Source organism: Pelagicoccus mobilis (assembly GCF_016595505.1).
Classification (GTDB): domain Bacteria; phylum Verrucomicrobiota; class Verrucomicrobiia; order Opitutales; family Opitutaceae; genus Pelagicoccus; species Pelagicoccus mobilis.
On the sequence record NZ_JAENIL010000070.1, the window covers coordinates 22113 to 29343 of the forward strand.

Here is a 7231-nt window from a genome sequence, read left to right on the forward strand (position 1 = left end):
GTTAGGTATTGAAAAAGTTAAGACGCGTTGACCAAAGCGGGCGTGGAGTTGTGGCGCGAAGCGGTGTGGGTGCGTTCTTCGAAATCGTAGGATTCTTCATCCGCGCGGCCGAAGACCATTTGCATCACGTTGATATGACGCTGCCTGAAACCTGCTTCACAGTAAGCGAGGTAGAATTCCCACTTGTGTTTGAAACTCTTGTCGAAGCCTTGTTTTTCGATCTGCGGCCAGCTCTCGAGGAAACGTAGTCTCCACTGAGCAAGTGTCTTAGCGTAGTGTAGGCCGAAGGTTTCCTGGTGGAGAAGGTCCAGCTGGCCGATCTCTGCGGCTTTTAGCAATCGTCGAGAAGAAGGCAGGTGGGATCCAGGAAAAATGTGCTTCTGTATCCAGTCTACGCTGTTTCGATATTTTTCGTAGAGAGGGTTTGGGGTGGTGATAACCTGAACGGCGGCCAGTCCGTTGGGAGCGAGCAGTTCTTCAACTCGAGTGAAGTAACCATCGAGGAACTTTTCGCCGACGGCTTCTAGCATCTCGATGGATGCGATTCGGTCGAACTTTCCTTCGAGTGTTCGATAGTCCGCGTATTCGATGGAGATTTGAGACTCCATATTTGCTTCCGCCACGCGCCGCGTAGCTTCAGCGAACTGTTCTTTGGATATTGTGATTCCAGTTATCTTGCATCCGTAGCGTTTTGCAGCGTGGAGCGCGAAGCCTCCCCACCCGCAACCGATCTCCAGCAAATGATGGTCAGGTTGCAAGTCGAGTTTGCGGCATATCCTGTCATATTTTTCTGCTTGTGCCTCCTCGAGAGTTTGGGCTTCGCTGGCGAAAAATGCCGATGAGTAGGTGAGACTGGGATCTAGGAAGGTGTTGTAGAACTCGTTCCCGAGATCGTAATGGGCGTGGATATTTTTCTCACTCTGCTCGATGGTATTGCGATTCTTCCAGTGCCCGATGGTGTCCACTACCTTGGCAAGAGTAGATAGGGCGACACTCGCGGTTGGCGTTATATTTGCCGAGAGCTCTCGAAGATTCACGCAGAACCATTCGAGCAGAGCGGTTAGATTGTTGCTGCTCCAGTAACCGAGTTGGTAGGACTCGCCCAGACCTATGCCTTTTCGCAGGCAGATTTGTCGGAATGTGTCTAGGTTGTGGATACGAAATTCGATCTGGGGGGCGTCCTTTGTTTGTTCGCCGCAAATGACTGCTTCTCCGTCCGGAAGATACAACGTGATGGCTCCCTGTTTTGCTCGTTGAAGGCTTTTTATGGTAACGGTTTGGTAGATAGTAGGCATGGTCGTTCGCTAGTGAGTTGGATGTTTGTGAGGCTTTAGGTAGATGTGTTTTCCTGTTTGCGATTCGGGGCTTTCGTTTTTCTTGCGAGCTCGATGTCCTTTGAGCCAGAGTTTGAGGGCTTGCCAGTGAATGGCTGCGAGGATGCCGATGGTTATTGCAGGAAAGCGGAGCGTGTAGGTCGCAAGTTGGGTATCGTTGAGGGGTACGCTTTTGCCAACTAGGGCACTTTTGAAAAAAGCCTTTTCACTAGGTTCTTCTGATTGGTTGATGCCAATCCTCAGACTGGTGGTCGGCTTGCGGAGATTGAAATGAAAGGTTGTCTCGAGGTCGCTGAAAGGGGAGACGTAAAACTGTTTTCGATGATTTTGGGTGAAAGCGCCTTTTTCGTAGTTTTTGATCAGAAATAGTTTCTGTTCGTTGAAGGTGTTGTCTACCTCAGCGATTGAGCAAAGTTGATTTCCGGATACGTCGTCTACGAAGTAGAAGGAGACGGGGTTGAATACATGGCCGAAGGTTCTGAGGTGAGTCAGGAGGTGGATCTTTCCAATTGTTTCAGTGGCGATTCCTTTGGATTCTAGGTAGCTAACGATGTTCTCCTTTATGCTGCTCCTCTGGGCGTCGTAATGATCGCGTTTGCACAGTTGGTAGGGGGCCCTGCCGGTATTGGAGACGAGGCGGAGTGAGTCTGATATCGACTGCTCCTCGTCGAGATCGATGTAGAACATGAAGAGCCGGTAGGAGAAGGCGTGCGGCTTCGGGGCGCTTCTCGAGTGGAATACTCGGCAATCATAGAGTTGCGAGTTCATGGTTCGACTCCTTGCGTTTGAGTAGTTTATTGACTGCTTGCAGAGCGGACCAGAGAGCGTCTTCGTGAAAACCGTTACGGAAGTAGCTGCCGCAAAAGCTGACCGGGCCGGACTCGTTAAGCGTGCCGAGAGATTTCTGCGCGGTGATCGCCCCGGCATCGAAGCGCGGATGAGTGTATTCCTTTTGCCAATGGATTTTGCCTTGGTCGATTGCTTGGTAGCTATCGACGCTTACAAAGTAGTTTTTGTCTGTATCAAGACGTTGGAGACTATTCATCCAGTAGTGTGTAGAGAATCGCCAATCGGGGGCGTTTCGCTTGTGGGATACGTTCCACGACGCCCATGCGTTCCTAGCTTTAGGCATGACGGACTCGTCGGAGTGAAGGGTCGCCACATTTTTGTTGTATTTGAATTTGCTGAGCAGCGCTTCCTGCTGGGCGCTTGGATTGACGATCAGTCTGAGAGCGTCGTCAGCGTGGGTGGCGATGATGACGTGTTGGTAGGGGCGAGAGCTCCCGTCTCGGAAGAACAGGGTGGCCTCGTTTTCGCTTTGGAGTATTTTCCGGGCTCCCCAGGCCGGGAGTGGTTTGTTCGGGAGTTTATCGAGAAGCTTCCGTTTGTATTGCTCGCTTCCTCCCTCGACGGTTTTCCATTGATACTGGATACCTATTCCCAGCATCTGGTGGTTGTTCATGAAGCGTAGGAGGGGGACGGCGGGAAAACTAAGAATTCCGGCCGGGGGCGTGGACCAGATCGCTCCCGCCATAGGGATTACAAAGTCGTTCATGGCGCGATCGGAGATTCCTTTGTCGCGGGCGAAGTCTGCTATCGTGTATTCAGGTGGTGAGGACGAGTTCGCTGTATCTTGGGCTTGCTTGAAGAAGTGCTTGATGTCGCGTAGAAGCTGCCAGTGGTTCGGGCTGGCGAGGCGTCGCTTTTGGGCGAAGAAGCCTTTGCCTCGGTTTGATGAATACTCCAGCCCCGAGTTGTCGTTTCGCACCCCGAACGACATGGACGTCGGGTAGCTCGTTACTTCGAGTTCATCGAAGAGTCGTACCAAGTTAGGGTAGGTGTAGTCGTTGAAGACCATGAAGCCAGTGTCAATGGGTATGTCTTTGCCGTCCTCGGTTACAAACTGTGTGTTCGTGTGTCCGCCGATGTAGTTATCCGATTCATACAAGTGTACGTCGAAATGTTCACGGAGGTAGTAGGCGCTGGCCATACCTGCGATGCCGCTGCCAATGACTGCTACGCTCTGTTTCATTGGTCGCTGTCCTGAGGGATTGGAATGTTGTCCTTTGTGCAGAGGTAGAGCAGCGCTTCCTCTACGATGCCACGTGCTTTGGCGATCTCTTTGCCGAGGTGGGTATGGATCTCCGCGTCGGAAGGGGCTTCGATCTCGCAGTGCTCGCAATATTTTTCGAATGAAACGAGGCTGGCGACGAGCGCTGAGATGTGGTGGGGGCACTCGCATTTGATGCTCGGATTCGAGTTTGCTATTTGAGCGAGCTGTCTCTCTGAAAAGAGGCGTTTTGCGTAGGAACTGCCCTTGGCGTCAGTGGGAGTGCTCTGGTGGGTGGAACCTGCTATCGCGGCGTGGATGTAGTGCGCGAGAAGTTCGGGTGAGCAAGGGGCGTGGATGAGGAATATGTTTTTATTCGACAGTTCGCTGATCGCGCCTCGAGGAGCGAAGTCGTAGATGACAGCTACTGGAACGTTCGGATATTCGTGACGAACGATGGCGAGGTCTTGGCGGCAGTCTGCAATAGAGCTGCTGAGTTCGCAGACGATGAGGTCGGGATCCTCCGTCTTGGTCTGCGATATTTTGAAGTTGGGCGGCAGGATGGATGTCCAGAGGACCGCTTTGGAGCCGACTGCGTGGATGTTGACGATACGGTTTTGGCTGGCCGACGTTTCAGTGTTTCGCGTCTGGAATTCGAGTGTGCGCTTACGCAGGGACTCGAGGTCGAGGTGCGCGATCGAGCCGATGGAGTCGCCCGATTCGGTGAGTTTTTTTAGAAGAGCGATCTGCTCTACCTGGGTGGCCGTGTAGCGTCGACGTCCGGATGGGGTCCGATTTGCGGCTTGGATGAAATTTCTTCGTTCCCAGGTTCGTAGTGTATTTGGGGACAGTCCGACCATTCGGGCTACGGCTCCGACTTCGAATTGCCCCGTATCTTGTTCTGAATTGGTTTCGTTTTGATTCATGAGCTGTCTCTATCCATGAATACGAACGAAGAAGTATTTTAGAACGTGAAATGAACAATATAGATTCGTTAAAGTTGTTCATAATCTGTTCGTGAAGTGGTTCAGTTTATCTTTCTACCTAACTGAGAGGAGTTTAGAGCTCTGAAAGCCTGTTGCACCTTCTGGCGCAATCACGTGAAGCCTGATCGAAGGCGAGCTATGGCCGCGGGTGGGAGCGGGCATTTGCGCAAAATCATGTCGAACGTTCGACATGATTTTGCGCAACGCTTTCGATATTTTGGGGGATTGGGGGACGAAAAAGCGCGGTCTTTGGGGGACCGCGCTTTGGAAATCTGTGTTCTCTTGAGAACTATGCCTTTTTCGATTGGGCGACGAGTTGGTAGAACTTTTCGAAGTTCGGGTTGGCGTCGCTTGGGCCAGGGCCGGCTTCTGGGTGGTATTGCACCGAGAATACTGGCTTATCCTTGAGGCGGATACCGGCGACGGTGTCGTCGTTGAGATTTTTCTCAGTAACAACGGCGCCGCATTCTTCGAGGCCTTCTTCGGAAGTGGCGAAACCATGGTTGTGGGCGGTGATCGCTACAAAGTCGGTTTCGAAGTTCTTTACGGGCTGGTTGCCTCCTCGGTGACCGAACTTGAGCTTGTAGGTCTTGGCTCCGATGGCGTGAGTGATGATTTGGTGGCCGAGGCAGATGCCGAAGATCGGGTAATCGTCGATTAGAGCGCGCACGGTTTCGTGGACGTAGGTCACTGGCTCCGGGTCGCCTGGTCCGTTTGAGAGGAAGATGCCGTCTGGGGCGATGGCCTTGATCTCTTCTGCTGAAGCTGTGGCCGGGAAGACGTGGACTTCGAAGCCGTGGAAGGCGAGTTCGCGGAAAATGGACTTCTTTGCCCCGAGGTCGAGAGCGGCGATCTTGTAGGTCTCGCGCTTGCGGGCTGGTTTGCGAACGACGGATTGGACGGGATTGTATGGCCAGCCGTCTTCGGGGGCGGAGTAGACGAACTTTTCCTTGGAAGTGACTTCCTTGACGTAGTCGGCGCCGACGATGCCTTCCCATTCCTGGGCGCGTTTGACGGCTTCCTCGTCGGAGATGTCTTCTGTGCTGATGCAGCATTTCATGGCTCCGTCTACGCGAAGCTTCTTGGTGAGAGCTCGCGTGTCGATTCCCTCGAGGCCTGGGATGCCATGCTTCTCGAGGTACTCTGGCAGAGTGGCGGTGCTACGCCAGTTGGAGGCGATGGGGCTGAGTTCGCGAATGACGAATCCGGTACACATCGGCGCGTCGGCTTCGAGGTCCTCCTCGTTGACACCGTAGTTGCCGATCATGGGCGCAGTCATGGTGATGATCTGGCCGTAATAGGAGGGGTCTGTCAGGATCTCCTGGTAGCCGGTCATGCTGGTATTGAAAACCGCTTCACCTACAACCGTCTTTTTTGCTCCGAATGCAATGCCTCGGAACACTGATCCATCTTCTAATGCGAGTACACCTGTCTGGCTGTCGTTCATTAGGTTTGGGACAAAAGTTGGTTTGCGGTGGGGCTACAATCCCTTTTTGTGACTTATTCGTAATTTGCGCTCGAGTCGGCCGATTTGGCCTGCTTGGACCTGTCTAATCCCTCCTTTCTCTCTACTGATTTTCCACAATATGCCTTACATCGAGGACCGCACACACTGGCAAACTGGCCAAGGAATCTGGGAACACGTACCCGAAAAGGACTGGAACAGCTGGGCTTGGCAGCTACGAAACCGGATCACGACCCTTGAGCAACTCGAGGAGCACATGGAGCTGACGCCTGAGGAGCGGGCTGGTTGCGAGCATGCGAATACCAAGCTCGCGATGGCGATCACGCCGTATTTCTTTAACCTGATCGACCGCGAGGATCCGAATTGTCCGATCCGCAAGCAGATGATCCCGCGTGATGGAGAGATGATTACCGGTGCGGAAGAGATGCTCGACCCAGTTGGGGAAGATGGGCACTCGCCAGTGAAAGGCTTGGTACACCGTTACCCGGACCGTGTCCTGTTTTTGGTGACGGATCGTTGTGCTGCCTATTGCCGCTACTGCACGCGTAGTCGTCTGGTGAGCAATGCGCAGGATTACAATTTCCACCCCGAGTTCGAAGCGGGCCTTCAATATATAGAAGAGCATCCGGAAGTGCGGGACGTTCTTTTGAGCGGTGGCGATCCGCTCTTGTTGTCCGATAAGAAGCTCGATTATTTGCTGGGGCGTTTGCGGGCGATACCGCACGTGGAGTTCATTCGCATCGGTTCTCGTATTCCGGTTTTTCTGCCGCAGCGTATCACTCCCGAGCTTTGCGAGATTTTCAAGAAGCACGGTCCGATCTGGATGAGCATTCACACGAACCATCCGAAGGAGTGTACCCAGACGTTGAAGGATGCCTGCGAGCGTTTGTCTTTTGCGGGGGTACCACTTGGAAACCAGTCGGTTTTGTTGAAGGATGTGAATGACGACGTGGACGTGATGAAGGCTCTGGTTCACCGACTCGTGCGCATGCGCGTTCGCCCTTACTATATATACCAGTGCGACTTGATTACTGGGAGTGCTCACTTGCGGGCTAACGTTTGCAAGGGAATCGAGATAATGAAGCAGCTCCGCGGTCACACCACTGGCTACTCGGTGCCTCAGTTCGTGATCGATGCTCCGGGTGGCGGCGGTAAGGTGCCGATCAATCCTCAGTACATCACCAAGATCGACGACGAGGCGATTCACTTCAAAAACTTCGAAGGCAAGCTCTACCGGTATCCGATCAATACTTACGGTCCACTCGAATCGGATGACGACGATTGCAAGTGCGACGAAGAGGAGATCATGTTGTAGCTCGCTCTGGGGGAGCCCCAGCGCGGTGCTTTAGCCCGCGACACTGGATAAGCTGATCTTGCATCGTGGTCGCGGGCTGAA

6 protein-coding genes are annotated in these 7231 nt (G+C 53.2%); 1 reads left to right on the plus strand and 5 read right to left on the minus strand.

Annotated features, from left to right (window positions below):
* Positions 1–17: 17 nt before the first annotated feature.
* The 5 genes from JIN87_RS24645 to carA all read right to left on the minus strand — a co-directional run bounded on the left by JIN87_RS24645 (position 18) and on the right by carA (position 5817).
* Entirely contained in the window at positions 18–1295 is a 1278-nt protein-coding gene (locus JIN87_RS24645) for an SAM-dependent methyltransferase (RefSeq protein ID WP_200358671.1), read from the minus strand.
* A 9-nt stretch (positions 1296–1304) separates the two neighbouring features.
* Positions 1305–2102, minus strand: a complete 798-nt coding sequence (locus tag JIN87_RS24650; protein ID WP_200358673.1) for a DUF1365 domain-containing protein — start codon at positions 2100–2102, stop codon at positions 1305–1307.
* Positions 2083–3366 (minus strand): NAD(P)/FAD-dependent oxidoreductase, encoded by a 1284-nt coding sequence (locus tag JIN87_RS24655; protein ID WP_200358675.1) that lies wholly within the window; start codon positions 3364–3366, stop codon positions 2083–2085. Before JIN87_RS24655 ends, JIN87_RS24650 begins: the two co-directional genes overlap by 20 nt.
* Positions 3363–4310, minus strand: coding sequence for a MerR family transcriptional regulator (locus JIN87_RS24660; protein ID WP_200358677.1), 948 nt, complete (start codon positions 4308–4310; stop codon positions 3363–3365). The genes JIN87_RS24655 and JIN87_RS24660 overlap by 4 nt, the downstream gene beginning before the upstream one ends.
* 349 nt (positions 4311–4659) lie before the next feature.
* A complete protein-coding gene (gene carA / locus JIN87_RS24665; RefSeq protein WP_200358686.1) occupies positions 4660–5817 on the minus strand; it encodes a glutamine-hydrolyzing carbamoyl-phosphate synthase small subunit in 1158 nt (385 codons plus the stop codon).
* A 139-nt stretch (positions 5818–5956) separates the two neighbouring features.
* On the opposite strand from carA, the gene JIN87_RS24670 reads away from it, so the two are divergent.
* Positions 5957–7150, plus strand: coding sequence for a KamA family radical SAM protein (locus JIN87_RS24670; protein WP_200358688.1), 1194 nt, complete (start codon positions 5957–5959; stop codon positions 7148–7150).
* The last annotated feature ends 81 nt before the right edge of the window (positions 7151–7231 follow it).

Coding starts and splice junctions, on each gene's coding strand:
- JIN87_RS24650 (WP_200358673.1), bottom strand. CDS start 2,102: ATGAACTCGCAACTCTATGATTGCCGAGTATTCCACTCGAGAAGCGCC.
- JIN87_RS24670 (WP_200358688.1), top strand. CDS start 5,957: ATGCCTTACATCGAGGACCGCACACACTGGCAAACTGGCCAAGGAATC.
- JIN87_RS24660 (WP_200358677.1), bottom strand. CDS start 4,310: ATGAATCAAAACGAAACCAATTCAGAACAAGATACGGGGCAATTCGAA.
- JIN87_RS24645 (WP_200358671.1), bottom strand. CDS start 1,295: ATGCCTACTATCTACCAAACCGTTACCATAAAAAGCCTTCAACGAGCA.
- carA (WP_200358686.1), bottom strand. CDS start 5,817: ATGAACGACAGCCAGACAGGTGTACTCGCATTAGAAGATGGATCAGTG.
- JIN87_RS24655 (WP_200358675.1), bottom strand. CDS start 3,366: ATGAAACAGAGCGTAGCAGTCATTGGCAGCGGCATCGCAGGTATGGCC.